At 60.7% G+C, this 25,445-nt stretch carries 20 protein-coding genes; 5 read left to right on the forward strand and 15 right to left on the reverse strand.

From position 1 onward, the window contains the following. Positions 1-3 precede the first annotated feature (3 nt). Entirely contained in the window at positions 4-2,595 is a 2,592-nt protein-coding gene (locus tag U1A53_RS21250; RefSeq protein ID WP_322283865.1) for a protein kinase, read from the reverse strand. Positions 2,596-2,778: 183 nt separating this feature from the next. On the opposite strand from U1A53_RS21250, the gene U1A53_RS21255 reads away from it, so the two are divergent. The 3 genes from U1A53_RS21255 to U1A53_RS21265 all read left to right on the forward strand — a co-directional run bounded on the left by U1A53_RS21255 (position 2,779) and on the right by U1A53_RS21265 (position 6,741). Beyond that, complete coding sequence (locus U1A53_RS21255) at positions 2,779-3,255, forward strand: low molecular weight protein arginine phosphatase (protein WP_322283866.1); 477 nt, start codon at positions 2,779-2,781, stop codon at positions 3,253-3,255. A 36-nt stretch (positions 3,256-3,291) separates the two neighbouring features. Beyond that, the gene (gene rpiB / locus U1A53_RS21260; protein ID WP_322283867.1) at positions 3,292-4,983 is read left to right on the forward strand and encodes a ribose 5-phosphate isomerase B; all 1,692 of its coding nucleotides are present in this window, start codon (positions 3,292-3,294) and stop codon (positions 4,981-4,983) included. Positions 4,984-5,046: 63 nt separating this feature from the next. Further along, the gene (locus tag U1A53_RS21265) at positions 5,047-6,741 is read left to right on the forward strand and encodes a hypothetical protein (protein WP_322283868.1); all 1,695 of its coding nucleotides are present in this window, start codon (positions 5,047-5,049) and stop codon (positions 6,739-6,741) included. Between the two features lie 9 nt (positions 6,742-6,750). Here U1A53_RS21265 and U1A53_RS21270 read toward each other — a convergent pair whose 3' ends face one another. The 9 genes from U1A53_RS21270 to U1A53_RS21310 form a co-directional block, all read right to left on the reverse strand. Then, positions 6,751-7,626, reverse strand: a complete 876-nt coding sequence (locus tag U1A53_RS21270) for a S1-like domain-containing RNA-binding protein (RefSeq protein ID WP_322283869.1) — start codon at positions 7,624-7,626, stop codon at positions 6,751-6,753. A gap of 38 nt (positions 7,627-7,664) precedes the next feature. Continuing rightward, a complete protein-coding gene (locus U1A53_RS21275; protein ID WP_322283870.1) occupies positions 7,665-8,879 on the reverse strand; it encodes a PQQ-binding-like beta-propeller repeat protein in 1,215 nt (404 codons plus the stop codon). A gap of 16 nt (positions 8,880-8,895) precedes the next feature. Next, the gene (tsaD, locus tag U1A53_RS21280) at positions 8,896-9,906 is read right to left on the reverse strand and encodes a tRNA (adenosine(37)-N6)-threonylcarbamoyltransferase complex transferase subunit TsaD (RefSeq protein WP_322283871.1); all 1,011 of its coding nucleotides are present in this window, start codon (positions 9,904-9,906) and stop codon (positions 8,896-8,898) included. A gap of 603 nt (positions 9,907-10,509) precedes the next feature. Beyond that, positions 10,510-10,755 carry a hypothetical protein gene (locus U1A53_RS21285; protein WP_322283872.1) on the reverse strand — a complete coding sequence of 82 codons (246 nt, stop codon included), beginning with the start codon at positions 10,753-10,755 and terminating at the stop codon, positions 10,510-10,512. A gap of 12 nt (positions 10,756-10,767) precedes the next feature. Beyond that, the gene (locus tag U1A53_RS21290; RefSeq protein ID WP_322283873.1) at positions 10,768-13,464 is read right to left on the reverse strand and encodes a PQQ-dependent sugar dehydrogenase; all 2,697 of its coding nucleotides are present in this window, start codon (positions 13,462-13,464) and stop codon (positions 10,768-10,770) included. Between the two features lie 49 nt (positions 13,465-13,513). Next, a complete protein-coding gene (locus U1A53_RS21295) occupies positions 13,514-17,266 on the reverse strand; it encodes a hypothetical protein (RefSeq protein ID WP_322283874.1) in 3,753 nt (1,250 codons plus the stop codon). Between the two features lie 43 nt (positions 17,267-17,309). Beyond that, positions 17,310-18,290, reverse strand: a complete 981-nt coding sequence (locus U1A53_RS21300) for a prepilin-type N-terminal cleavage/methylation domain-containing protein (RefSeq protein ID WP_322283875.1) — start codon at positions 18,288-18,290, stop codon at positions 17,310-17,312. Positions 18,291-18,299: 9 nt separating this feature from the next. Next, the gene (locus tag U1A53_RS21305) at positions 18,300-18,698 is read right to left on the reverse strand and encodes a prepilin-type N-terminal cleavage/methylation domain-containing protein (RefSeq protein WP_322283876.1); all 399 of its coding nucleotides are present in this window, start codon (positions 18,696-18,698) and stop codon (positions 18,300-18,302) included. An 11-nt stretch (positions 18,699-18,709) separates the two neighbouring features. Then, entirely contained in the window at positions 18,710-19,351 is a 642-nt protein-coding gene (locus tag U1A53_RS21310) for a hypothetical protein (protein ID WP_322283877.1), read from the reverse strand. 138 nt (positions 19,352-19,489) lie between these two features. On the opposite strand from U1A53_RS21310, the gene U1A53_RS21315 reads away from it, so the two are divergent. Together U1A53_RS21315 and U1A53_RS21320 are read left to right on the forward strand one after the other, a co-directional pair. Further along, positions 19,490-20,362: a hypothetical protein gene (locus U1A53_RS21315; protein ID WP_322283878.1), complete on the forward strand. Its 873-nt coding sequence runs from the start codon at positions 19,490-19,492 to the stop codon at positions 20,360-20,362. Positions 20,363-20,450: 88 nt separating this feature from the next. After that, complete coding sequence (locus U1A53_RS21320; protein WP_322283879.1) at positions 20,451-21,452, forward strand: sugar phosphate isomerase/epimerase family protein; 1,002 nt, start codon at positions 20,451-20,453, stop codon at positions 21,450-21,452. A gap of 94 nt (positions 21,453-21,546) precedes the next feature. Here the strand turns inward: U1A53_RS21320 and U1A53_RS21325 are convergent, their stop codons facing one another. The 5 genes from U1A53_RS21325 to U1A53_RS21345 all read right to left on the reverse strand — a co-directional run bounded on the left by U1A53_RS21325 (position 21,547) and on the right by U1A53_RS21345 (position 25,385). Further along, entirely contained in the window at positions 21,547-21,969 is a 423-nt protein-coding gene (locus tag U1A53_RS21325) for a PIN domain-containing protein (protein ID WP_322283880.1), read from the reverse strand. Then, positions 21,966-22,226 (reverse strand): hypothetical protein, encoded by a 261-nt coding sequence (locus U1A53_RS21330; RefSeq protein WP_322283881.1) that lies wholly within the window; start codon positions 22,224-22,226, stop codon positions 21,966-21,968. The genes U1A53_RS21325 and U1A53_RS21330 overlap by 4 nt, the downstream gene beginning before the upstream one ends. Positions 22,227-22,318: 92 nt before the next feature. Further along, positions 22,319-22,777 carry a hypothetical protein gene (locus U1A53_RS21335; RefSeq protein ID WP_322283882.1) on the reverse strand — a complete coding sequence of 153 codons (459 nt, stop codon included), beginning with the start codon at positions 22,775-22,777 and terminating at the stop codon, positions 22,319-22,321. A gap of 29 nt (positions 22,778-22,806) precedes the next feature. Next, a complete protein-coding gene (locus U1A53_RS21340) occupies positions 22,807-24,159 on the reverse strand; it encodes a neutral/alkaline non-lysosomal ceramidase N-terminal domain-containing protein (RefSeq protein ID WP_322283883.1) in 1,353 nt (450 codons plus the stop codon). Positions 24,160-24,164: 5 nt separating this feature from the next. Then, positions 24,165-25,385 carry a PQQ-binding-like beta-propeller repeat protein gene (locus U1A53_RS21345; RefSeq protein ID WP_322283884.1) on the reverse strand — a complete coding sequence of 407 codons (1,221 nt, stop codon included), beginning with the start codon at positions 25,383-25,385 and terminating at the stop codon, positions 24,165-24,167. Positions 25,386-25,445 lie beyond the last annotated feature (60 nt).

Consider the following 25,445-nt stretch of genomic DNA (forward strand, 5'->3'; position numbering starts at 1 on the left):
TTGCTACGGCTTGAGGAGCACCAGTTCGTTGATGCCCCAGGAATTGGTGGCAGAGCCAAGCTGCGTGATGCGCACGAAGCGGCCCTTTTGCGGCGCTTTGAAAATGATTTCGGTCACGGCACCGCCGTCTCCCTCCGCCGCAGGAGCGCCCCACTGTACGCCGTTGGCGGACAATTCGACCTTGTATTTGCGCAGGAAATCCTGGTTGTTGGCCTGGCTGTCGAGCGCGAGTCCCGCAATGTTTGTTTCTGCTGGCAGTTCGACTGTAAACCACTCGCCTCCCTTCATCGCTGCTCCGCTGGCCCAGCGTGAGCCGGTGTTGCCATCGACGGTCTTTGCGCAGTCTTCTTTTTTGTGGCTGGCACCGAGCTTCCATGCATTGCGCGGCTCGATCCACGTGAGCTTGGTCTTCAGTCTGCTCTTGAGGGGCGCTGGTGCGGAAGGCAGGAAGTAGTAATCACGCACGCGTCCGTCGATGAGCTGAATCTGGTCAGTCTTCAAGATGACCGAGTACACAAACAACTCGGCCAAATAGCCGCTGAACTGATCCTTTGCAGCGGCGTTCGCGCCAGTGCTGTCCTTCACGCGCCCGATCTGCAGAGTGGTCAGCGGCTTGTCCGGCGCGGAGGACTTGCCACCGGAGGAGGCGTAGGCCTTGCCTGCGGCATCTTTCACACGGAGTTCAAACGCCTCTGTGCTGGCATTCCAAGAGACAAAGGCAAGGCAGGCGATCGTGCCGTTCACATCTTTGGATGTCAGTGTGGGGCTGCCACCCTTATGGTGCGCCTCGGCAACGAGGTTCTTGCTGCCATCCACACTCAAAGACACCGTGGTGCCGTCATCATTGCCGAGAGTGAAGATTCGTGTCGGGAGATGTGAAGCATCGGCCTGGAAGGCGATGATGATCGTGAGCCCTTTGTCGATGCCGGGGATGTTGCTGCTGCCGAAAGGCATGTTCGGGCTTTCCTTGCCAGGGTCATCGAGTTCCAGGGCGCAGGGCTTGCCATTGCGCGGGCGGAAGTCGAGCACAACGCGGCCAGGCCTGGGGGTTCCTCCAGTGGGAACTTCGGGCCAGTTGATGCGTTTCGGGGAGTGATCAGGGCTGTTCTGAAAGCTGCGTAGAATGTTGTCACCACCTCGTTCGGAGATGTCCCGCCACTCGATCACCGGCTCGTTGTTGTTGGCTGGGGCCGGTTTTCCGTCACCGCCTTTGCGATTGGTCAGGATGCCGGTGTTGCCGACATAGAAGAGTGAGATGCCACGATCCACCGGTGGATACGAGCGATCCTGTGGAAGCTGAAAGCTGACCTTGGGCGGACTGGAGGAAATGCCGATCGAGGAAAGCACGGATCCTCCCTGACCTTTTGAGTTGCTGGAAGACTTGCCGAAGAAAAAACAGCCGCCGATGATCAAAACCACGATAACACCTCCGATAAGGGCAATTTTTTTGATCAACTTTGAGCTAGGTTTGCCAGGTTGTGCAGGCGTTTGCGCTCCGGACGAAGTGCGCTGCAGCGTCGTCGTGCGGCCTGTTCCGGGTTTGCGCGGCGCCGGTGCCAGCGGGGTGGTGAGGGCGGCGGTTTCGACAAAGGGTCTTGCTTCCGGAATGATTTCCACCGGCACGGCCTCCATCACTGGTTCGGCATAGGCGGGCTGGGCTTCGGCGGGAGGATAATAGCCTGTCAATGGCACCGTGCCGGTTCCCGGCGGCATGTAAACCGGCGGGGGTGCATACATGCCCATCCACGGACCATAAGGCACCATCGTCGGCATCTTTTCCCAGGCGCGAAACTCTTCGATGGCCTGCTGTGCGTTGGCAGGGCGGTCCTCCGGCTTCTGGGCCATGAGGCGCGCGCACCAGGCACCGAGCCACTGCGGCACATGCGGGGCGATGACGTGCAGCGGGGTGACTTCATGATCGATATGCTTGTCGATGACCTGGGCCATTGACTCGCCATCAAACGCCTTCCTGCCGGAGAGCGCTTCGTAAAACACGCAGCCCAAAGAGTAAAGGTCCGTGCGTTCGTCCACCGGCTCACGCGTGAGCTGTTCGGGCGCCATGTAATAAATGGATCCCATCACGGTGCCTTCCTGGTCCTCCGTTTGCTTGCGCGCGCGCAAGCCGGCACGTGCGAGGCCGAAATCGATGATCTTCGACTGCATGCGACCGCCAGGCAGACGCTCCACCTTGATGTTCTCCGGTTTGATGTCGCGGTGCAGGATGTGGTGCTGGTGCGCGGCCAGGAGGCCTTCGAGGCATTGCGAGGCCAGCTCCTTGAAGTCATCATACGGCAGCGGACCGCGTGCGACGACATCTGCGAGATCCTCTCCTTGCAGAAGCTCCATCACCATGAACAGCCCCTCGTCGTCGCTCGCCACGTCGAAGATGGTCACAATGTTTGGATTGCGCAGGGAGGCGAGCGCATCCGCCTCGCGTCGCAGTTCGGAGGCGATGTTTTTATCCGCGTCGGCCTCGTTGGCGGTCAGAAGCCGCTTCACAGCCACCCAGCGCTTGAGCTGGCTGTCATAGGCACGAAACACGGCCCCGACGCCGCCTGCGCCGAGCTTCTCATAGATTTTGTATCGTTCCGCCATCCGTGGTTGAGCGCTTGAAAATAAACAAACAGGAGCAAAGCCCATGAGTTGCCCTGTTGGCAAGCGCGATATTCCACGAAAATACCTTCGGCGCACGATTTGCTCCGCCTTTGACAAACGGGGGTGTCGCGACACACTGCCGTCCCGCCGCCCGGCGGGATCGAATCAAACCCGCACCGCACTTTGAAAAGCGTTCTTTTTGTCTGCACTGGCAACACCTGCCGCAGCCCGATGGCAGAGGCGCTGTTTCGCGATCTGGTCAAGGAGCGCGCGGATTACCAGATTGCCAGCGCCGGTGTGGCGGCGGCTCCCGGCATGCCTGCCAGCAAGCACACCGCAGCGCTGCTCAAGGAACGCGGGATCGAGCTCTCCGGCTTCCTGAGCCGCATGCTCGAACGCGCGGACCTGGAGCGTGCCACGCACGTTTTCACCATGTCCTCGCACCACATGGCGGCGATTGCCGAGGAATTTCCGGAGCAGGTGGACAAGGTCTATCTCGTCTCCGAATTCGCCGCCGAGGATGCCCTCCGAGGCAAGGATGTCTCCGATCCCTTCGGCCAAGGCCGTGCTGCGTATGAAGAGACGCTGCGCGACTTGGAAAAAATGCTCCCCAGCCTGCTGGCCTACATCGACACGACTTGGAAAGAGCCAGAAACTTGACCTCCTGACCACCTTGACCCATTGACCCCTTCACTCATGTCCAACCCAACCCCACACTCCCTTGCTATTGGCTCCGATCATGGTGGCCTCGCGCTCAAAAACGCCGTCGTGGCGCATTTGAAGGCCGGTGGTTATGCCGTGGACGATCTGGGCACGCACAACATGGACTCCGTGGACTATCCGGACTACGCGGAACTTGTGAGTGAGCGTGTGCTAGATGGCCGCGCCGATGCGGGCATCCTCGTTTGCACCACGGGCATCGGCATGTGCATCGCCGCCAACCGCCACGCGGGCATCCAGGCCTCGCTAGTGCATGACGCCGCTACCGCCGCCATCACGCGTGAGCACAACGCCTCCAACATTCTCTGCCTCGCTGGCAAAACCACCCCTGAAACCACCGCCAAAGAAATCGTCGATACTTGGTTAACGACGCCCTTCGTCGGTGGCCGCCACGGCCGCAGAGTCGATAAAATGAACACCCAAGCCCACCCCCTCAGCATCCTCGCCACTTCCGATCCCGTCGTCGCCGAAATCATCCGCGGCGAGCAGCAGCGGCAGCAGGACCACATCGAACTCATCGCCAGCGAAAACTTCACCAGCAAGGCCGTCATGGCCGCTCAAGGCAGCTGCTTGACGAACAAGTATGCCGAAGGTTACCCAGGCAAACGTTGGTATGGTGGCTGCGAGGAAGTGGACAAGGTCGAGCAACTCGCCATCGACCGCGCCTGCGAACTTTTCGGCGCTAAATTCGCCAACGTGCAGCCACACTCCGGCTCGCAGGCCAATGCGGCCGTCTATTTTAGCGTGCTCCAGCACGGCGACAAAGTGCTCGGCATGAATCTGGCCCATGGCGGCCACCTCACGCATGGTAATCCCGCCAACTTCTCGGGTCGTTTCTACAAGTTCTGTCAATATGGCGTCAGCCAGACCGACGAACGCATCGACTACGACGAACTCGCCGAAGTCGCCCTGCGCGAGAAGCCGAAGATGATCACCGCCGGTGCCAGCGCCTACCCGCGCATCATCGACTTCAAAAAAATGAGCGAGATCGCCAAGAGCGTCGGCGCTTATCTCTTCGTCGATATGGCCCACATCGCCGGCCTCGTCGCCGGTGGCGCGCATCCGTCACCGATGGAGCATGCCGACTTCGTCACCACCACCACTCACAAGAGCCTGCGTGGCCCGCGTGGCGGCATGATCCTCACGAACAACGAGGAACTCGCCAAAAAGATCAACAGCCAGGTCTTCCCCGGCGTGCAGGGCGGTCCGCTCATGCATGTCATCGCCGCGAAGGCCGTCTGCTTCGGAGAATGCCTGCGTCCTGACTTCAAGGACTACACCGCCCAGGTCGTCAAAAACGCCCAGGCCCTCGCCGCCGCGCTCACCGCACTCGGCTACCGAATCGTCAGCGGCGGCACGGACAATCATCTCATGCTCGTCGATCTGCGCCCGAAAGGCCTCAACGGCAAAATCGCCAGCGAGACGCTCGACAAAGCCGCCATCACCGTGAACAAAAACGGCATCCCCTTCGACACCGAGAAGATCACCCTCGGCGGCGGCATCCGCGTCGGCACACCGGCGGTCACGACGCGCGGCATGAAAGAGCCTGAGATGAAACGGATCGCCGCCTGGATCGACCACGCCCTCAAGAATCGCGACAACGCCGCTGTGCTGGCTGAGATCCGCGACCAGGTCAGCGAGACGAACAAGCGTTTTCCGCTGCCGTAAGTCATCAGTGCTTCATTTTTTGCACTTCACGTTTGATCGAGTGTAGGTCATGATCCTCGGGTCATGGCCTCACTCCTTTCCTCTCTCTGCGGCACCTGTGGCCGGAATTATCAATCATTGATGCTGCGCGCGGCGAAAGCCGGTGGACCGCTGTCAGGAATGGTGGGGTTGGCCGCAGATCTGGGGACGCCAGTGGCGAATTTTATTCTCTGGCTCACGATTGGAGCGGGTTGCCTGACTGTTGTCGCAGGCCTGTTGTGGTTCGGCGGACATCAGCGCAAGCTGCGTCGTGCGATGGCGGATGGCAAGGTGACGCAGGAGGAACTCGAGCAGGCCACGGAGCACAATGTTTGGAGTGTGAGCTTTGCCTTCGGCCTCGTTTCGACCGTGGTGCTGTGCCTGTTCATGGGCGCGCAAAAACTCGCGGCTGAGGAGGACAAAGGCGTGCTCGCCACACTCGTCCCCGCGCTGGAGCAGGTGCAGAAGTCGCTGTTCAAGATCGAGAAGGACGTGGTGGCGGTCAAAGAGACGACGGAGCGCATCGAAACCAAGACCGATCAGGTGCTCACGAAACTGGGGGACATGAGCGCGGTGTTTGAACAGGCCTCGAAAAGCGGCGCGATCATCGCCAATGCCACGACTCCGGCGGAGCACTACCACAACGCCCGCATGTTCGAGCTGAAGTCCGACTTCGCCAGCGCGCGCAAGAGCTACAATGCCTATCTCGCGAGCGGTGTGGACTTCATCGACCCCTATCTGGCCTACACCGACATGCTGAAAGTGCAGGACGGCCTGGAAGGCGCGCGTGAGGTCGTGGCGGCGATGCGGAAGAACAACACGAGCACGAGTTTGGAGGTCGTGGCGGCGCTGCTGTTGCCGAAGGAGCAGCGCGTCGCCGCTTTGAAGCAAGGCATCGAAAAACACGCGGATTTCGCCCCGGCGGTATATCTGCTGAGCCGCGAGTTTTCAGTGGAGAAGCTCGGCGAGCAGACTTTGGCCGACAAACGCGAGGAAAAGGCGCTGCTGGAGCAATTTCGCGCGCTGGACGGCGCTGGGAAGTTCCAGCGCTACGTCATGGACAAGAAGCAGGCCAAGGCATGGCTCGATGACGCGGAATCACGTCTTGCCAAGCTCACGGCGATGCCTGCGGCGGTGTTGGAGAATCCGGTGACGCTTTCAGCGAATCAATCGAACCAGGGCTGGATGCTGACGCTGGGCTTCGCCGACTACAAAATCAAAAACGTCGAGTACAAGCTGGACAGCGCGGGCGAGTTCAAATCCACCGGCTTCGCCAACATGACCAATCCACAGACCGGACTGCCAATGCCGTCGCAGACCATCATGGTCGCCAGTCTCACGCCGGGTGAGCACACGCTCGAGGTTCGCTACACTGACATGGCGGACAAAGTGAACGGGCCCTTTATCTTGAAACTGAACACGGCCGAGGCTGCTCTCAAAGCCGGCAAGTCGATGCTCGACATGACCGCCACCTCCTGGCTCAGCATTCAGAATGGGAATGTTTATTTCACCGGCGTGCTCACGCATCGCGGCATCCTCAAATCCATCCGCTACTCGTTCGACAGCGAAAAACTCGACCAGGAGTTTCCTTTCACACCGCCAAAGCCAGGTGAAAGCCCGTATGAGATCGGCGAAGGGCTCCCCTACCTCAAAGCACCCGCCGGTTTGAAGTTTGTGGCGCTGCAATTGACCTTTATCGACGGCACACAGTCGGAGGTGAAGAAGTATCCGGCCCCGTGATCAGCGTTTTTATTCGGACGGCTTCCAATCACCGGCCTTGGTCTCGCGAATATCCACGGCGGCAATGCCCGGACGCGTGAACTCGATGCGGCGTTGCCGATACAGGGCGCCCAGCGCCTGTTTGAAGGCCTTTTTGCTCGCTTCAAAGGTGTTGCGGATGGCTTCAGGCGGGCTGTCGTCATCGAAAGCAAGACGACCTCCACTGTTTTTCAGCGCCTCAAGGATGCGATCCGTCAGGGATGCCACACGCTGATAGCCGGAGGCATCCAGGCTGAGATCGATCTTCCCGCTGGGATGCACCATGCTGACGAATCCGTTGAGTTTTTGGCCAATGTGCAACGGGGCGCCGACATTCGTGTGATACAGAAGCCCCAGATGCGTGCCTTCGACAATCGCATTGTATCCCAGCGGCGTGCGGGCGGTAATGAGCAGCGACACCGGCTGCGCCGGTTTGAACGGCGGCCGCTCACGGCTCAGATGCCGGTTCAATCGCGTTGTGGCGATGATGCGGTCCGTTTTCTCATCCAACAGGATGTAGGCGACGACCTTGTCGCCCACCGAAACCTGGTCCGCCTGCTCACGAAACGGCAGCAGTAGATCCTTCAGCAGCCCCCAGTTCAGGAAGGCTCCAATGTTGCGGTTCACGCTGACGACTTCCAGCGTCGCAAATTCACCCACGGTGGCCAGCGGTGTCTCGGTGGTGGCGACGAGACGATCTTCGGAGTCCCGATAGATGAAGACGTCCAGCATCTCGCCAAGGCTCGTGCCCTTGGGGATGTAGCGGTTCGGCAGCAGAATCTCCCCATGCTCACCCCCATGCAGATAAACGCCGTGTGGCGTGCTGTGAAGGACGGTGAGGGAGTTGCGTTTGCCGATCTGGGCCATGAACCCAGACTAGACGCGGCGGCGGATCAATCCAGCGGCTACTTCACCTTCACCACGACCATCTTCTCCGCATCGCGGGCATAGAGCAGGCCGTTGGCGAAGGCATCGTGACTGCGGTGGCCGGCGCGAGTGATCTGGCTGCTGCGCAGGAGTTGAAACTTTGCGGGCATGGCCTGGATGATCCACAATTCGCCGGATTCGTTGTGCAGGAGCAGCTTGTCACCGACGACGATCAAGGTGCCGCCCTGAATGCGATCCGGCGCTTCCCACGCGACTTTGCCATCGGCCACGGAGATGCAGCGCAGCGTCATGCCGCTCTCCTGCCTGCCGTGCAGGCCATAGACATACCCATCGTGATAAACCGGCGTGGTGTAATGGCAGTCGAGAGCGTCGGCTTTTTTCCACAGATTGACCAGTTTGCGTTCCGCCTTGTTCCATTGCCACAAGGCGGCTCCGACATCGTAAGCGGCGGAAAAGAGCAGTTTGCCATCGCCACACGGCACGGGAGCGGCGGCGTTGACGGAGGCGTCGATCTCGGCGCGGAAGAACTCATCGGCGAGCACCTTGCCATCGCTGTTCTGCGTCAAAACGATGCCGCTGCGGGTGAAGAACGCGCTCACGCTGGTGTCTTCGGGGATCAAAATCGGCGACGCATAGCCCGCCTCATGATCCGTGGCCTGCCAGACGAGTTTTCCGCTCTGCAAGTCGAGCGCGATGATGCCTGCTCCACCCTTGCCACCAACATTAATGAGCACTTTGCCATCAGTGACGAGCGGCGAACACGCACGTCCAAAATATCCCTGCGGCGATTCGAGTTCCGTGACGGTGTCGTAGCTCCACAGCAGCTTGCCCGATTCGAAATCAAGCGTCTGCACGATGCCCTCCGGCCCATGCGTGATGACCTTGCCATCACTGACGCAGGGCACGGCACGCGGGCCGTTGTCCATGCCGAAGCTGTCGCGGTAACTTGCGGGATACGCCTGCTTCCAGATCGCTTTGCCATCGGTGGCATGGAGCGCCTCGGTGACCATGTCGGCTCCTTGGCGATGAAACACGATCACACGTCCTTTTGAGACCACCGGCCCGGCATGGCCGCTGCCGAGTTTGCGATTCCAGAGAATTTCCGGCTCAGAGCCGCCGGTGATCACGGCTTCATCCTGAGCGGTGGCGTCGCGTTGCGGGCCGAGAAATTGCGGCCAGTCGCCTGCGTGAAGCGAAATGGATGCGCAGAGGAGAAATAGAAGCGGGCGCATGGGGTCTGAAGTGGGATCAACTGACAAGCGAGAGGTTGGGATCGACATCGGCCTCCAACGGCGAGGAATGGCCGGTGTTGAAACGCTGCACGGCGGCAAAGGCAATCATGCCGGCATTGTCGGTGCAAAGATCAGGCCGTGCGAGCAGCAGTTGCAGGCCTTCTTTGGCGCAGCGGGCCGTCAAGGCCGCTCGCAGGCCGCGGTTGCAGCTCACACCGCCGCTGACGGTGACGAGTTTTTCGCCGCAGTGCCGGGCAGCGAGCACGAGCTTTTCAACGAGCACCTCGATGATCGCCGCCTGCACGCTGGCGCTGAGATCGGCGAGCACCTGCTCGTTGTGCAGATCGAGCCTGGGCAGTTCATACAACACGGCCGTTTTCAAGCCGCTGAAGCTGAACTCCAGACTGCGGCCATCGAGAAAGCTGCGCGGAAACGCGAAGGCAGCCGGATCACCACGCTGGGCGAGTTTGTCGATCTCCGGCCCGCCAGGGTAGGGGAGACCGATCATTTTGGCGACCTTGTCAAAGGCTTCGCCCGCCGCGTCGTCACGGGTGCGTCCTAGCAGTTCGTAGCGCGCAACGTCATGCACGCGCACCAGCATGGTGTGACCGCCGCTGACGATGAGCGCCACACACGAACGAACAGGGCCGTTGTCATTCATAAACGGGGACAACAAATGCCCCTCCATGTGGTTCACGGCGATGAATGGCTTGTGTTCCGCGATGGCGAGCGCCTTGGCCATTGAGGTGCCGATGAGCAGTGAACTGACCAGGCCAGGACCGTTGGTGGCGGCGAAAGCCGCTATGTCGCCGAGCTTTTTCCCTGCATCCGTCAAAACTTGCTCCACCAGCGGGCACACATGCAGGATGTGGTTTCTCGAAGCCACCTCCGGCACCACGCCACCATACTGGCGATGGATCTCGATCTGCGAGGCGATGCGGCTCGCGATCAGCCCGCCATCCAGCGTGCAGATCGCGGCGGCGGTCTCATCGCAGGAAGATTCGAGGGCGAGCAGGCAGGAGGGCATCGTGAAATGAGGAATGACGAAGGGGAGGCATCAAGCAACGAGCATCTGCCATCCAGTGGCCCAAAAAAGAAGCCGCCGTCCCCCGGTTGGGTGGGGAACGGCGGCGTGGATTCAGTTTCCTGTCAGACTAGTGCTTGTGGCCTTCCTTGCAGCACGAGGCCGCTTTGGAGTCGCACGTCGCACAATCCTTCTTCGTGGCGCAGGATGCGAGAAGCATCGAGGACGCAGCGATCAGAACAGTGGCAAAACGGATCATTTGATCTGGTGTAAGATGGTAGATCAGCCGCTTTTGGCGGCCGATGACTTACTTGCCGGAGTACACCGGTGGTGGTGGCGGCGGCGGAGGGGTCTGCTGGCAGGAGCTAAGCACGGCGGAAGCCGCGATAAGGGTGAGGATAGCGATTTTCATGTGTGTGTGGGTGTTAACCTGTTTGTTAAGCTTCCCATCCACCAGACTCCTGGCAGCGGGATTTTCCGAGATTAACGACAACTTCTGTTTTTGCAAACAGCCAAATGCACTCTCTGCGAAAACGCGCAAGGAAGGCGCAGCGGGTGAAAAACTTGAGGTTGCCAGAATGTCAGGTGAACCAATTCGAGTAAAAGTCAGCCGAACGGCCCGCTCGCACCCAGCCCGTAGGCGGTTCCGACCACTTTTCCATCTGACTCCTCGAAGAAGATGCGCAGCGGTCGGCAGCACACCTCGCAGTCGTAGTCCACATCACACGGAATCTCGCCAAACGCGGGAGCGGGAACCTCAAATTCCTGAAAACAGCTCGGACAGGTCACAGGGGTGGTGTGCATCACTGGTTTGAAACGCGCACGGATGTCACGCACACGCATTTTTCTCATGGATGTAACGGATTACTTCAATCCCGCTAGAAACGCGATCACGTCCGCCGCCTCCTGTTCGGTCATGCTTTGGAGCAGCCCCTCCGGCATCAGGGACATCGGTTCGACTTTCTGGCTGCGGATTTGGGCACGCTCGAAGGTCTGCGGCTGGCCGGTGGGGAGTTTCAGCGTCACGGCGGTGTCGCCAGGGTTCACGACGAAGCCGGTTTGCATGCTGCCGTCCTTCAAGGTCAGCATCCACGTCTCATAACCCTTCGCGATGGCTTTGGACGGCTGATGCAGGCTTTCGAGGATCTGCTCGCGTGTCAGTCGTGCGCCCACCTTGCTCAAATCCGGCCCAAAATCGCGTCCCGTGCCGTTGAGGATGTGGCAGGCGAGGCAGGCGGCCATTTTGCCGGTCATGCTGAGGAGTTCCGCTCCGCGTTTCGCATCGCCTTTGATGGTGAGGAGCTTTTTCCCGTCGAAATTCATGCCGAGGGTCTTCACGCGTTGGTCGTGAGGCAGGAAGCGCTCGAAGTAGCTGGCGATCTCGGGATTCGGGTGCTTGGCGAGAGCTGGGTCGAACTTAGCCTCGTTTTTCGCGATGGCGTTCGCGAGCAGAAGCGCGTCGGAAGGCGATTCGACTCTGGAGGGACGGTGAGTTGTCGCTTCTCCCGAAATCCAGTCCCACAACACACGGAAGCCATGCGGATCGACCTCACGGGCACCAATCATCGGCATGTGGCCATTCCCACTGCGGGCGATGCGGGCCAGCAGCACGCTCTGCTCCGGCTTGCCGGGTGAAATCACCCTCGCGTCTGCAAGACCAAGGTCGCCGCGCACCGGCTTCTCATTCAGCATCATCGTCTCCGCCGTGGGCAAATCCGCGTTCACCATGAGCTGCACGCTACCGCCGCCGTGGCGGCGATGGCAATGCGCACAATTCGCGTGGAGCCAGGAGCGGGCTTTGGTTTCGAGGTCGGCCTGTTTGTCGTGACTGGAGACGAGGCGGTTCTTCAAGCGCTCGGTGAAAGGCCCGTTGAAGAGTTCAGCGGCCTCCTCGGGCTTCTTGCCGCTGATGTTGACGAGTTGATCCGGTTGAAAGCCGAGCGCGAAGCCGCTCCAGTTGTTGTGGCAGCGGGCGCATTCGGCGCGGCCGTGGATGCGCCAGGGTTGCTTGTCGATGATGAACTCCTCACCGTCCACGCCGGCGAGTTCGGCATCGGTGCCGGCATCGTTCCAGCGGTAGGAGTAGCCGTTCCAGGTTTCGCCGTCGAAGTGGAGCACTTGGGTCTCGATTTTCTTCTTCAAAGCGATCGTGCGGGCCAGGACAGACTCGGCGGGCCATTCGACCTGGTAGTTCGGCTTCGCAGCATTGCCGCTGGTGGTTGTCTTGATGCTTTTTCCTTCGGGAAGGGCCACAAATCGCTGCGCCTTCGCTCCGTCCTGCCACATCGGCTCGGCGATCTCGAAGGGCAGCACGCCTGCGGCGGGAGTTTGCGCCGCCGTGTCGGTGAAGAGGCCGGTTTCGCTGAGTTTGCGCGGAAACTGGCTCGGTTTGCCGACGGCGGGATTTTTCGACAGGCGGTAGATGCGCGTGTCCTTTTCCCAATTCATCCAATACAGCTCGCCGTCCTCGCTGAGGCCGAAAGTGGCGATCTTGTGCGGCGTGTCGGCGATTTCCTCGCGACGCGTGACCTGCGTGCCGTCATGCCAGAGCGCCCAGATTTTGCCGGTCTCGTAGTCGCCGTAGATGTAGGCGTCGCGCAGTTCAGGGAAGCGGCTGCCATGATACACATAGCCGCCGGTGATGCTCGCGGCCTCGGTGTGTGGATGTGCGGCCACGGGCGGGATGATGTCGCCAGGGCCTTTGGTGTCTGGCATGATCGGCTGGCTGGCCTCCATGGCGCTCCAGCCGTGATTGCCGCCTTTCGGGACGAGATGAATCATCTCCCACAGCTCCCAGCCAACATCGCCGCACCATAGGCGGCCTTTTGGGTCGAAGCTGATCTTCCACGGATTGCGGAAGCCAAAGGCGTAGATCTCGGGACGTGCGTTCGGTGTCGTGAGAAACGGATTGTCCTTCGGAATGGCATACGCTTTGCCGTTCTCCTCATGATCCACGTCGATGCGCAGGATGGAGGACAAGAAGTCGCTCAAGTCCTGCCCGGTCTTCAGCGAATCCGGCGGCGAAGGAGCGGTGGCATCACCCGTGGAGATGTAGAGCATGCCATCCGGCCCGAATTGAATCGAGGCACCGTTGTGGCCGCCACTTTGCCACGTCAGCAGCACGGTTTCCGACTTCGGATCAAGCACCGGCGGCTCCTGCTGCGTGAGTTTGAAACGTGAGAGCTTGGTGCCATCGGGAACTTTGTCGCCATACGCGTAGGTGATGAAGACGAGGCCGTTTTCCTGCCACTTCGGATGAAACGCGATGCCATAGGCATGCTGAAGCAGCGGATGATCGGGTTTGAGGTCAATGAGCAGGTCTTTCGCTGCCGCGTCGGGCGCATCCTTGAAGCTCCAGATCTTACCATTCTTCTCCACGGCGACAAACCGATGCGCTCCAGGCACGGTGATCATCTCCAGCGCGTCGTTCAGCGCGATTTGAGTGAAGACCTGCTCGGGCACATATGGCTTCGGCGCTTCAGGAGAGCCGTGGATGCGGGAGGTCGTCCATTGCGCGTGAACGCTGGTGACGAAGGCAAAAAAAAGAAAAAGGCGGAACATAGGCGCATCATGGAATGAGCGCCGGGGCTTCGCCAAGCACGAAATGATCTCACACCTCCTCCGCAGACAGCCAGCGGACGCGGACGACGCGCCAGCGGCGGCCATAGACGCGGTTGGAGATGTTGTGAAGTTGATTGGTTTGCTGCCAGTTGGGATCGAGGCGGCGTTCTTCGGGCGGCTCGTCCTTGTTGGGGTAGTTCACATAGTCAGGCGTGCGCTGGACGATGACTTCGACCCAGGCCCGTGCTTCGAGGCGACCGGTGAGGGGATGAACGACATCGCCATACGAACGGATCTTGTAGGTGTCGCTGCGGGTGACGAGATGCGGAGCGATGGCCTGCAAAATGTCGGCCTGCGTGAGATAACCGGGTGCGGCGGTGGCGATGGGGCCGGTCAGATGATCGGGGAATGGGAAACTCCAGTCCATGCCGGCCGCAGTGCCGAGAGCGGCGGCATCATCGAGTTGCTGGCGGGTGACCTGAAGGTTTTCAAAGGCGAGATTGATGCCGCTGCGGTCGATGGCGGCCTGGAGCGCGCCTTTTTTTCCAGTTTCGTCGTCCGTGAGGCGCCGGTTGATGAAATCTGAGAGATTCAAAAAGGGGCCGCGCGTTTTGACTTCGCGCACAATCTCGGTGGCGAGAGTTCTGATCTCTGCGCTGGTGAGGCTGCGATGACCGCGCCAGTCCTGCGGTATGTTGGCAGGTCCATTGACGAGGGTGAAGCGCGGCAGCGGGCAGCCGAAGGAATCAGCAAGACTGAGGCCGGTGCCCGCGGCGTCAAAGGTGGGAATTTTCACGCCGCGCAAACTGCCGAGGATGGCCGTCCATGCCTCGACGGAGGTGGAGTTGACGTTGAATCCGCCTTCGATGAGCAGATTCGCGGCGACGCGGCGAAAAGGCGCGACGGGACTCTCCTCGGGATCGAGAGGACGGGTGAGCGCGGCGAGCAGGCCTTTGCGGTGCTGGCCGTAGTCGAGCAGAAATTTCATGCGCGGATTTGGCAGCGGTTTGGAGAGCTTCGAGTCGAGGAAGTCGGCGAGGCGACCGTTCACGGTGTTCTCACCAGGTCGTGGCGTGATGGAGGAGAAGAAGAAGGTGTCGAAGAGAAAATTGGCCTGGTAGGACACATCGAAGTGGTTGTCAGCGCTCATGCTGGTGCGGGGCGTCCACGGACTGGCCCAGGAATTGCCGAGCAGGTAGCCTGGCATGCCGACGAGCCACGGGGCCTCGCTTTGCAGGGGAAAATGCTGCAACTGACCGATGGAGATCAGCGGCGCGGTGGGAACCTCAAACAGCGGTGCATGGGGCAGGTTTGTGCCGGTGAGCGGCTTGATCGTGCCGGGCACCTCGTCGCCGTTGGTGATGCGGCGTGCTTTGATTTGATAATGCGGCAGCGTGGCGGGATAACCAGCGCCGGGATGGCGCACGATGACGGCACGCGGATCGAAGTGAGCGATCATCGCGGCAGGAAAATCGCCGCCGGCAGCGCTCTTCATGTGCCAGTCGATGACTCCGAGAAACTTTTTTGCATCAGCGGTGATGTCCTGGCCGAGTTTGAGCGCGGTGCTCATGCCGGGCAGCGGTTTGCCGTCTTCCTGGCCGGTGTAAGCACGAATGCGATGGCTGAACTCAGGGCCACGGCCGGTGCGTGAGCCGGCCCATGAGTAGTCATCAATGCTTCCGCCGCCGCCATTTTGATAACCGATGGATTCACGCCAGGCCTGCGGCGTGGTCGTGACATCCTGCGGGGCGAGGCCGTCGGCGGCATAATTGGCCACGAAGGCAAAAGGATCAGCGGCGGTGTAGCCCTCATCGCGCGCTGGTTCGAGTGTGATGCGCACCTCGGAGTCCGCGTAAAGGCGCAGGAGTTGGTCCGGCGTGCGCAGCGGATGACGATCGTCGGCCAGGCGGTCAAAGCTGACGCCTCCAGCCGCGTTCCAGCCGGGTTCGAGGGTGAGATTCACGCTTCCCGACGTGTGTGTGATGACCTGGCCGCTGTTGAGCGAAAAGGTGAGCATCTCGCCGGGTTTGAGCGCGAGCCGTGTCTGCGGATTGTCCTTTGCCTGGAGCAGCAGCAGCCGCGGACGCGCGCTGAGACTGTGATTCACCAAAACATCGGAAGGTTCGATGTCGGTGGCGAGCGACCATTCTCGTGCGAGCGGCTGCCACTTGGATGTGGCGGGATCTGGTTCATTGCCGGGTTCGGTGCCGATGGAGGCTTCGCTTGCGCGGTAGAGTTTGGCATTGTGCCAGACTTCGTCGCCGGGTTGATACAGCCGCTGATTTTTCCACGGGTCACGTTTTTCGACAACGAGATGCGTGCTGGGCAGCCAGGCGTCGATGCGGAAGGCGTCGAGTTCGAGGATGACGTTGTAGGGATTCCAGAGCGTGACGAGGGGATCGAGCACGAGCATGAGTTTCTGGTCCGGGCCTTCGATTTCACGCGGCGGGGTCGGTTTGGCCTGCACGCTGAAGGCGTGGCTCATGCGCACGACGACGGGGCTGAAGAGGCACTTCTGCGCAGGGCTGGGCCGGCCGGCGGATACGGTGTTGAGCCAGGTGTTGGCGGCAACAGCGAGCGATTCCTTCGAATCATCCGCCGGTTCGATGGCAAAGGGCTGCGCGTCGAGCGCGGGCCGCGTGGTGCGATTGCGGACACGTTTCCAGGTTTGGTAAAAGTCGAGCAAGGGGCCGAATGATGTGCCCATGCTGCCGTATTGCCGCCGGTCGGCCTCGGTCATTTCAAAGAGCATGGAGAGATCGAGCTTTACACCGCCGTCGCGCGCGTTGGTGATGAGGCTGTGCGAATTGGCGGTGACATCGTGCCAGCGTTGTTCGAGGCCGCTGGTGAGCGCGCTGCCGTCTCCGCCCGCGAGCAGCGGGATTTGCGCGAAGGTGAGCACCTTGTGCAGCTTCTGCTGATCGTCGGGCATGTTTTCAAAGCCGGTCATGAGCGCCGCCGCGCGTTGTGGCGCGGCAAGACGCCACTGCGCGATGGTTTGCGCGTCATCGAGCGGGGCTGGCAGCACAGGATCGAATTCCGGCAGCGGGAGATTCACACGTGCCTTCACGCCTTCATCCGCGGCCCACCAGGCGTAGTGGCCGATGACGTATGATTTCTTGGGATCAGCGGAACGGAAGGGGCGCGAGGTTTTGAAGGGGATCATGCGCGCTTTGACGCTGAGCTTCGGATCTTTGCCCACAGGATGGCGCAGCAGCCAGACGGTGTCGGAATCGGGGCCGGGATCGGGCAGCTTGGTCTGTGGCGTGACGGGATCTTCGTTGTTGCTGGAGCTCAAGGCCTGGGTGTTCGCCGCCAGCTCGGGGGCACGATCACGATGATCTTGTGCGCCGCTGATCAGCCAGGTGATGGGTTTGTCACGCTGCTCCGTAGAGGAAAGCGCGCGTCCGGGCCAGACGCCGCTGAGCCAGGGATTTTCGATGCCGTCGAGTTCGGGTGTGCTGGGGTCGGAGTCGAGCAGGCCGGCAGTGGCGGTGGCTCGCCAGTCGAGGCCGTTGTAATCATGCAGGCGGCTGAGCGCGGCATAGGCGCCGTTGAGGGCGAAGGATCGTGCGCGTGCCTGCTTCGCCTGATTTCTGATCACACGCGTCTCGACGACGACGATGGTCATCAGCGCGACGAGCAGGCTGATGACGAGGAAGGCCAGCAGCAGCGTGGCAACGAGCGCGAAACCGGCCCGCCTGCGGCGGGAATGACGAATGATGAATGGCGAATGACGAATGCGCCAGGAAGTCACCAGCGATGGCGGTCTGCCTTGGATCATTCGGACTTCGTCATTCATTCGTCATACTGATTTCTGGTTTCGTCATTGCTGTGGCAGCATCTCACAAGACGCGCGGCAGCGACATGCTGCGGCTGTAAACGCGGCTGTGGCGGCGGGCGATCTCCCACCAGCGTTCCGCCGAGACGCCCTGCTGCTCCAGTACACGCAGTTCACGGGCACCGCTGGCGCTGAGCACACGCACCATCACTTCGATGAGCGCGGGCACGCCGTCCTGAGGCACGCGGTAGCGTTTTTCATCCTGCAACGGCGGCAGGCTGTCATGTCGCATGGGGAAGCCCTGCACGACCTTTCCCGCGTCGTTCCATTCATGAATGATGACACCGAAGTCGATGATGTTGTCACAGAGCATGCTGTCCTCTGACGGGGACTTCATTTCGCCCGGTTCACCAGGTTCAGCACCGCCGGAGTAGGCATCGATGATGTAACCGGTGTCAAAAGTTTGATCGGAGCGCACGATGCTGCGGAAGAGCTGGTAGCTCGCGTTTGCATGGTCGCTGATCATGCCTGCGGAGGGCATGGCGCGGCGGATGAGCTGGTAGGAGACGGCGTTCACATCGCCCGGCACCGCTTTGCCGTCGGTGAACACATCGCGGTCTGCGGCGGTGGCGATGAAACGCAGCCACATGCCGCCGACACCGAAACGGTAGTCCTCGGGATTCGCCCATTCACGGCCCTTGCTGTCTTTTTCACGCGGATCGAGCTGCAGTGAGTCATCTACGGGCTTCTGGCCCCGGGCCTCGATCCATGTGCCGGAGTTGTCGGTTTTATCGAGGATGTCGAGGGCGAGCCAGGTGTTCCCGTCCTGGCGAATAATGGCGGATTGCAGGTCGCTCACGAGCAGGCCCGTCATCAGTCGTACCCGTGCGCCACGATCGAGGTGATCCGCCAGCCGCCGCCCTTCGTGGGAGACATTCATCACCGCCATCGTCAGCGAAAGCAGCAGCAGCACGGACAGCGTCGTTGCCACGCTGACCTCCACCAGCGTGAAGCCGTGCTGCGAGGGCCGGCGGGTGATCTTCATTGGAGCGGGTCAGGTGGAAGGCGGGCTGTCAGAGTCTTCAGTGGAGGTTTTGTCGTCGCTTTTCGGCGGATCAGCCTCGGGATCGTCAGGATCGGGCGGGATGCTGGTTTCATCCGGGCGGCTGCCGGGATTGAGGTTTTCATCCGGGAGCGTGTGGGTGGGCGTCTGGGTGCTGCCGGTGTCGTCCGTGGTGGTGGAACTGGTGCTGGAGGAGCTGCTGTCCGACTTTCCCACAAACGCGGGCCGCCGCCATGCCTCGTAGGGTTTCAAACGGCGCACGTCCCGCGTCAGGGCGCCCATCATGCAGGTCAGGATGGTCAGCACTCCGGCGGTGATGCCCATGGCGACGGCGACCTCCACCAGTGTGAAGCCGCCTCTGCTCTTGCGTTTGGAATGCGGTGTTTTCATGACCCCAAAGTTCAGCGGATCTGCGCCATGTCGGCGATCTCGGACACATGGCCGTAGGCGTTCACATGCATGCCGCGAAAATTTTGAGGATTCCGCAGCACACCGGCTCCGCCCAGCGTGCTGCCTTCCGCCAGAACCAGATCGTAGCGCCGGCTCGCAATGCGCGCCGAGGGCGTGAACTCATACGCCCAGCAGGGCGTCCCCTCCTGCCAGGCACCGATGCGTTGTGTGAGCTGCACCGGCTTGCCGCCGAAGGAAAGCGGGCCGCTCCAGCCGCTCGCGCCGGATGGCGGCACCCAGCAGATGCCCGCAGGCAGCCGGTCCGGCGTGCCCACCGGCTCCCACGCGTCACTGCCGATCTCCGTTTCCACCACGATGACAAAGGACTGCCACATCAGTTCCGGCTGCGCGGGATTGGCGTTCACCAGCAGACGCGCGTTGCTCAGGCGCATCGCGGCCACACTGCGTGTCTCGCGTACTTTGCCGGAGAGATACTGCGCGCCCCGGTCCAGCCGCCGTCCCACATCCGGCTCCGCCATCGCGAGTCCTAGGATGGACAGCGAGATCGTGATGATGACAATGATGACCAGCAACTCCAGCAGCGTGAAGGCGGCTGCGGAGGTTCGGACGCAAAGGGTGCGGCTGGAGTGCATGTGAGAAAATCGTTTCCCATGTCAGAAAACGCGTGGTTGGAGTCTATTCTGACCGTGGCAGGCACTCCAAGCCTGTTTTTGCGCCTTTGCCGCGCTTGAGGCTTGTGGTTGGGGCGGTGACTTTGGTAGTTTGAAAGCATGTACGCTTCATCGCCTTCCGTGCGCCTTATTGCCGTCGCCCTGCTGGCATTCAACTCCGCCGCAGGGCAAAACGCCGCCCGTCCGGTGGTGCTGAACAAGAACCTGCCGCTCCGCAGCGGCACGGAGCTGCGTGAGAAACGTGAAATCCGCATCGAGAACGGCATCTCGAAGCAGGTGAGTCCCAAGGAGACCACTGCGGTGAGCACACGCTATGTGCAGCGGCTGAATCTGGTGCGCCGCATTGCTGGTGCAGGCGTGGAGGAGATCCGCGTGGCCGAGTTTCTGACCGAGTTGGCGCATTTCATGGGTCCGGTGCCGCCGCCGAACGAGCAGACATCATCGCTCATGTCCAGAATGCTGCGCGCCCGCAAAAGTGGCGCACGTTGGAACTACGACCTCGTCCAAGGCAAGGCCACGCCTGAGGAACGTCAGACGCTGGACAACCTCGCCTTCACCGCTGGACTGCTCGATGTCCTGTCGCTCTGCATCGGCTCCGACGCGCACAAACCGGGTGAAACCTGGAAGACCGAAATCCCCGCTCCGCGAGGCAAGGCCGCCGGTTTTGTGGTGCCGAAGGACATCTCATGCACCTTCGTCAGCCTTGATGAAAAGCCCGACGGCCCGCACGCCACCATCGCCATCACCGGTGGCCTCAGCCTGGAGCGCCCCATGGGCTACAACTCGCATGTCGAGATCACCTTCGAGGCCACCGTCATCCGCCGCCTCTCCGACATGCTCGATGTGGACACGAAAATCAAAGGCACCTACGCCCTCAAGGGCGAGGCGAACCTCGTGGGTATCGGCAAAGCCCAGCTCGACTTCAATTATCCCTTCACCCTCACCCGCACCTTGAAGATCGAGCCCAAATAGCCGCCGCTTCGTAAAAATTCGTCATTCCACATTCGACATTCGCCATTCTTTCTCCTTCTTCCCGCCCTCCACAACCTAACTCAACACCATGCCACGTCCCGTCACACTCTTCACCGGCCAGTGGGCCGATCTTTCCTGCGATACCATGATTCAGAAGGCCAAGGCCTTCGGCTATGACGGCGTCGAACTCGCCTGCTGGGGCGACCACTTTGAGGTCGAGAAAGCCGACCAGGCCTACTGCGATGCCAAGCGCGCGAAATTGAAAGCCGCTGGCATGCAGTGCCACGCCATCTCCACCCACCTCGTCGGTCAGGCCGTGTGCGACAACATCGACCCCCGCCACGCCCAGATCCTGTCTCCGGCGATCTATGGCGACGGCAATCCCGAAGGCGTCCGTCAGCGTGCCGCCGAGGAACTGATCAAGACCGCCCATGCCGCCAAACGTTTCGGCGTCAGCGTCGTCAACGGCTTCACCGGCAGCAGCATCTGGCACCTCGTCTATTCCTTCCCGCCGAATCTCCCCGGCCAGATCGATGCCGGTTACGCCGATTTCGCCAAGCGCTTCAAGCCCATCCTCGATGAATACCAGAAGCTCGGCATCCGCTACGCGCTCGAAGTGCATCCCACCGAGATCGCCTTCGACATCGCCAGCGCCGAGCGTGCGCTCCAGGCCATCGACTACCATCCCGCCTTCGGCTTCAACTACGACCCCAGCCACTTCGGCTACCAGGGCGTCGATTATGTGAAGTTCCTCTACAAGTTCAGCGACCGCATCTTCCACGTTCACATGAAGGACGTCTCATGGGGCATCGGCGACGGCACCGTGGGCGTCTTCGGCGGTCACGTCGATTTCCACAAGCCCAGCCGCTACTGGGACTTCAAGTCCGTCGGGCGTGGCAAGATCAACTTCGAGCTCATCATCCGCGCCCTCAACGACATCGACTACGGCGGCCCGCTCAGCGTCGAATGGGAAGACGGCGCGATGGATCGCGAGTTCGGCGCCACCGAATCCGCCGCCTTCTGCAAAAAGATCGACTTCCCCCCCAGCAAGATCATCTTCGACGCCCAGTTCGCCGAGGCGAGCAAGTAAATCGAAGGGAGCGCGGACACTCCTGTCCCCATCAATTCAATCTTCAACACTCACACGGCCCGGAATCACCTTCCGGGCCGTTTTGCGTAGCGCATCAATTCCTCCGCACGTCAGAGAAGGGATTCAACACCGGCACGCCACACCGGATGAAATCATCGACATTCCGGGTGGCAACGGTGAGACCATGCTGCTTCGCCGTAGCGGCGATGAGGGTGTCTTTGATAGGAACGGTGAAGCCCCGCCGCCGCACATCGTCACGCAGCTCCGCCCACGCGACGGCAGTGTCGAGAGTCCAGTCGAGGCACAGGACGCTGGCGCGCAATTCGGTGAACCATTGCATCAGATCGCGTTGCTTCTTGCCAGCGTCGAGGGCCACGATGCCCTCCCAAATTTCACCCATGACCACCGGGTCCACGACGATCTCTGCATCGTTCTCGGTCAGCCAGTCGATGACTCTCTGCTCGAAACGAGGTTTCGTCGGCTCCGAGAGGACATTGGCATCGACGAGGAAAGTCATTCGGCAAAAAGGGCAGGCGGTGCCAGCGTGGTCAGTTCGGAGCGATCAGGCTCGGCAAGCCAGCCCTTCACCGGGCAGTCCAGCAGCACATCCACGAGTCGGCGCTTGGGCTTGGCCTCATCCGCTGCCACGCGGAGTTGATAAGCCCCTTTGCCAATGCGCTCGATCTCCCAGCGCTGGCCGGGCTGGATCGCGTCGGCTTCGCGGAAGATCGCAGGAATCTCAAGGAGTCCGTTGGCTGAGATGGTGACTGTCATGCGGGCAAAGTAAGCGGCTGGCGGTCATGAGTCAAACTTGGTGAGGAGGAGTGACACCGACCGGGATCATCTCCCGGCCCGTTTTGTTTGGCTCACGAATCCAGCTTGCTCACACCAAATGCGAGTGCCTCTTCTTCGCTGGAGAAATAAGCAACGATCTGATCACTGCTGACCACAAAGAAGTTCACGCCCAAGCACTCGTCTTCGATGTCTTGCGAGTATTCCACGGCATAACTTGTTTTGAAGTTGCTCACGATGTCAGCGATCTTCTGGAGGAGGGCGGGGCTCCAAAGGCATTTTTTCAAAACCTCAATCTGAACAAATCGTGATCCTCCATAGGGATGGTCGTTCATTGCAAAGCAGTGTTCAGGTGGTGCTTCTTGGCCACACTCGCGAAGATGCGTTATCAAACAACTGCGGAGTTCATTGTTGAACTGCTTGTATTCCTGAAGAAAAAAATCCCTTTGCTCCACGATATCAAGGGACGCTGGGTTGTATGCGGGTTCCCTTAACTTGCATGCCAGGTCGTTGTTCCACTGGGGTTGAGTCATGTGTCGCTGAGTTACTTCGCACGGAGTGCTTATTCAATGTTCTTCCGCAACTCCATCACCGTGCCAATGATATGTGTCTCCGTCTTGTCGCTCCAGCGCGTCGGGTGTGTTCCATAGATCATCGCGCCGCCGCCTTCATAGCCGCCTTCCTGCCAGATGCGGAGGCTGGGGATGTAGGCCATGACGTCATTGGTGTAGCCGCTGACCCACACGATGGGATCCTTGATGTCCTGTTTGAGCCGCAGCGAGTAATCGACGACGACCTCGCCGCCGAGCGTGACCCAGGTGAGGTCGTTGCCGAGGCGGACAACCTGCACGGGATACGGATAAGTCGCTGGTAGCGGACCTTCCTGCTCGATGCGCTGCAACACACGTGTGGCATGCGTGGCCTGCCACTTGTTGGTGGACTTCTGTTCTTCGAGAAGCTGTTCCTTCGTCGGCAGCTTGTCGTAGGCCAGCGGGATCTCGCGATACGCAGCGCGGATGGGGCCGGTGAGACGCTTCATGTTCGTCGTGAGCGCGGCTTCGACCGATGTGGCGAGTGATCTGCCGTGTGTCTGCGCGAGTTCCATCGTGCGGCGCGGGTAGGGGTTCTGATCGCCGCTGCAACCGTTCGCAAACATCGCCACGGCATCGGGGTGGGCCTGTTCCAGCGCCTGTTGCGCGTAACCGGCGTAGTCGCCGCTGAACTTCTGATGACCGAGCGTCGTGCAGTGGCATGAATAGCCAAAGATGACGGCGATCTCTTTGCCTTCGCCACTTGTGGCCTTCAACACCGGCACGGTTTGATCCACCGGGCCGTTGGGATTCGGGAAATTGCTCCAGCCGCCTTTGCCATCCGGCGTGCGGCGATTCATCGACACGCCACAGCGTGCGGTGCTGTAATCGAGATGCGCGGGCACGGATTTCTGCAGCACATCGCCAATCAGCCGCACTATCGTGTCCTCCAGCTTCGCCGTGTATTCGGCGGCCTCCTTCTCGCGCAACGCCACGTCATCCGCGCCGAAAATCTTGCTCGTGCGCAGTTCCGGCCCGCTATGCGTGTGCGAGGCGTTGATGGCGAGGTTTGCCGGTTCGATCCCGTGCTCCTTCTTCACACGCTCGGCCACGGCGAGACGCAGATTTCGTGGCACGCCGATCAAATCCATCGTCACCAGCGCAAACCGTGCTCCTGCTTCATCCGTGAACACAAACGCCTTCGCGAAGAGATCCAGCTCAACGCCCTCAGACGGTTTCGTCCGCCCCGCATAACCGGCCATCCACATCGACTTCTCCGGCGTGATCTTCGCTGAGGCCGCTCCCGCCTTCCAAGCAGGCTTTTCGGCCACAGGAGCGGCGGCGATGACAAAAACGGCGAGAAGGAAGGGCAGCCAGAGTTTCATGCGGACTACCAAAGCCGCCAAGCCACCAGTTCTTTATCGTTGCGCGCAAATACTCGGTTTCCAGCGAAGGCGGGATGCGCCCAGGTTTTGCCGATGATCTGCCAGCGGGCCAGTTCCTCGCGCTTTTCTGGTTTGAGCGTCACATAGACGAGTTCTCCGCTCGCATTGAGCAGCGCGGCGAGGTTTATCGCTTCATCCATCCATACGAGGCTCATCTGCGGGTTGCTGTCCTTCGGCGTGAGCGTGTTGTCATCGCTCCAGAGAATCTTGCCGGTCTTCAGCTCGAAGGCTTGCAGGCCGCGCTTCTTGTCGAGCATGTAAACGATGCCGTCTTTGAACAGCGGGGCCGACATGAGGCCGCATATCTCCGTTTCATTCTCCCAGAGCAATTCAACACCCGTTCCGAGCCGGAACGCCTTCGAGCCATGCCAGTAGCCGGACACCAGCAGCACACCGTCATGATACAACGGCTGCGCGATGCTGACGCCATAGGTGATCTTGTACGGATAAGTCCAGTTCACCGCCCCGCTGTCGGGATTGAGGCTCTGCACATGCTCTGGCCCCCAGGCGATGAGCTGACGCGTTCCGGCATGCGTGATGATCCCCGGCGTGCAGTAACCCGCCGGATCAGACCCGCCGCGCCAGACTTCCTTGCCGCTGCTTTTGTCCAAAGCGATGACGGAGCCGTTCTTCGCGCCGACATGGAGCAACACGCGATTCCCATCGACCACGGGCGATGCCGCAAAGCCCCAGGTCGGAATCTTGGCACCATAGGTTTCAACCGTATTCACCTGCCAGAGCACCTTGCCGGTCTTCGCATCGAGACACAAAGCCGCACCCGTCGCTCCGAGCGCATACGCCTTGCCATCCAGGATGTTCACCGAAGCACGTGGCCCGGTTCCATAGTCCATGCTGCCGTAGCTCATCTCCCAGCTCTGTTGCCAGACTTCCTTGCCGGTTTCCGCATCGAAGCACAGCACGCGTTCGACCTCCTTCGGGGTTTTGAGGCGGTCCATCACATAAACCAGCCCGCCACTGACCGTCACGCCGCCGAATCCGGCCCCAATCTCGGTTTTCCACAGCCGCTCCGGTTCCTTCTTCGCGAAATCGGTCGGAATATCCGTTGGATTCCATCGCCCGTCCGCATTCGGACCGCGCCAGCGGGGCCAGTCTTGGCCGTGGGCGAGGCAATTGAGCAGCAGGATGAACAAACAGAGGTGCTTCATGATCCGATTACGCTTCAACCACTGCTCTTTGTCACGCGATGATGTCAAGCCATGCCTCCG

It is taken from the genome of Prosthecobacter sp., assembly GCF_034366625.1.
Lineage (GTDB): Bacteria > Verrucomicrobiota > Verrucomicrobiia > Verrucomicrobiales > Verrucomicrobiaceae > Prosthecobacter.

What these genes read in the sequence shown, in the direction of transcription:
- U1A53_RS21250 (WP_322283865.1), bottom strand. Translation starts at nt 2,595, where the DNA reads ATGGCGGAACGATACAAAATCTATGAGAAGCTCGGCGCAGGCGGCGTC.
- rpiB (WP_322283867.1), top strand. Translation starts at nt 3,292, where the DNA reads ATGTCCAACCCAACCCCACACTCCCTTGCTATTGGCTCCGATCATGGT.
- U1A53_RS21265 (WP_322283868.1), top strand. Translation starts at nt 5,047, where the DNA reads ATGGCCTCACTCCTTTCCTCTCTCTGCGGCACCTGTGGCCGGAATTAT.
- U1A53_RS21270 (WP_322283869.1), bottom strand. Translation starts at nt 7,626, where the DNA reads ATGGCCCAGATCGGCAAACGCAACTCCCTCACCGTCCTTCACAGCACG.
- U1A53_RS21275 (WP_322283870.1), bottom strand. Translation starts at nt 8,879, where the DNA reads ATGCGCCCGCTTCTATTTCTCCTCTGCGCATCCATTTCGCTTCACGCA.
- tsaD (WP_322283871.1), bottom strand. Translation starts at nt 9,906, where the DNA reads ATGCCCTCCTGCCTGCTCGCCCTCGAATCTTCCTGCGATGAGACCGCC.
- U1A53_RS21285 (WP_322283872.1), bottom strand. Translation starts at nt 10,755, where the DNA reads ATGAGAAAAATGCGTGTGCGTGACATCCGTGCGCGTTTCAAACCAGTG.
- U1A53_RS21290 (WP_322283873.1), bottom strand. Translation starts at nt 13,464, where the DNA reads ATGTTCCGCCTTTTTCTTTTTTTTGCCTTCGTCACCAGCGTTCACGCG.
- U1A53_RS21295 (WP_322283874.1), bottom strand. Translation starts at nt 17,266, where the DNA reads ATGAATGACGAAGTCCGAATGATCCAAGGCAGACCGCCATCGCTGGTG.
- U1A53_RS21300 (WP_322283875.1), bottom strand. Translation starts at nt 18,290, where the DNA reads ATGAAGATCACCCGCCGGCCCTCGCAGCACGGCTTCACGCTGGTGGAG.
- U1A53_RS21305 (WP_322283876.1), bottom strand. Translation starts at nt 18,698, where the DNA reads ATGAAAACACCGCATTCCAAACGCAAGAGCAGAGGCGGCTTCACACTG.
- U1A53_RS21310 (WP_322283877.1), bottom strand. Translation starts at nt 19,351, where the DNA reads ATGCACTCCAGCCGCACCCTTTGCGTCCGAACCTCCGCAGCCGCCTTC.
- U1A53_RS21315 (WP_322283878.1), top strand. Translation starts at nt 19,490, where the DNA reads ATGTACGCTTCATCGCCTTCCGTGCGCCTTATTGCCGTCGCCCTGCTG.
- U1A53_RS21320 (WP_322283879.1), top strand. Translation starts at nt 20,451, where the DNA reads ATGCCACGTCCCGTCACACTCTTCACCGGCCAGTGGGCCGATCTTTCC.
- U1A53_RS21325 (WP_322283880.1), bottom strand. Translation starts at nt 21,969, where the DNA reads ATGACTTTCCTCGTCGATGCCAATGTCCTCTCGGAGCCGACGAAACCT.
- U1A53_RS21330 (WP_322283881.1), bottom strand. Translation starts at nt 22,226, where the DNA reads ATGACAGTCACCATCTCAGCCAACGGACTCCTTGAGATTCCTGCGATC.
- U1A53_RS21335 (WP_322283882.1), bottom strand. Translation starts at nt 22,777, where the DNA reads ATGACTCAACCCCAGTGGAACAACGACCTGGCATGCAAGTTAAGGGAA.
- U1A53_RS21340 (WP_322283883.1), bottom strand. Translation starts at nt 24,159, where the DNA reads ATGAAACTCTGGCTGCCCTTCCTTCTCGCCGTTTTTGTCATCGCCGCC.
- U1A53_RS21345 (WP_322283884.1), bottom strand. Translation starts at nt 25,385, where the DNA reads ATGAAGCACCTCTGTTTGTTCATCCTGCTGCTCAATTGCCTCGCCCAC.